Source organism: Streptosporangium sp. DT93, from assembly GCF_049844535.1.
GTDB lineage: Bacteria > Actinomycetota > Actinomycetes > Streptosporangiales > Streptosporangiaceae > Streptosporangium.
Map to the genome: position 1 here is coordinate 1 of NZ_JBNCLF010000135.1, position 203 is coordinate 203.

1 protein-coding gene is annotated in these 203 nt (G+C 68.0%); it reads right to left on the reverse strand.

The genetic code is table 11. From position 1 onward, the window contains the following. A partial coding sequence (locus tag ACLQ2R_RS39785; protein WP_425966582.1) for a DUF7507 domain-containing protein occupies positions 1 to 203 on the reverse strand: 203 nt, incomplete at both ends.

The following is a 203-nucleotide window of genomic DNA, read 5'->3' on the forward strand; positions in this document are numbered from 1 at the left end:
GCCGTCGCGGTGTTGACGATGCTTCCGGCGTTGATGTCGGCCTGGGTGGTGACGTAGGTGTTCGTGCAGGTCGTCGACGCCTGCGGGGCCAGGGTCGTGACGGGGCAATTGATGGCGGTGGGGGTGCCGGTGCCGGTGAAGACGGTGGTGGTCACGGCCACGCCGGTCAGGGTGGTGTTGCCGGTGTTGGCGACGAGGTAGGA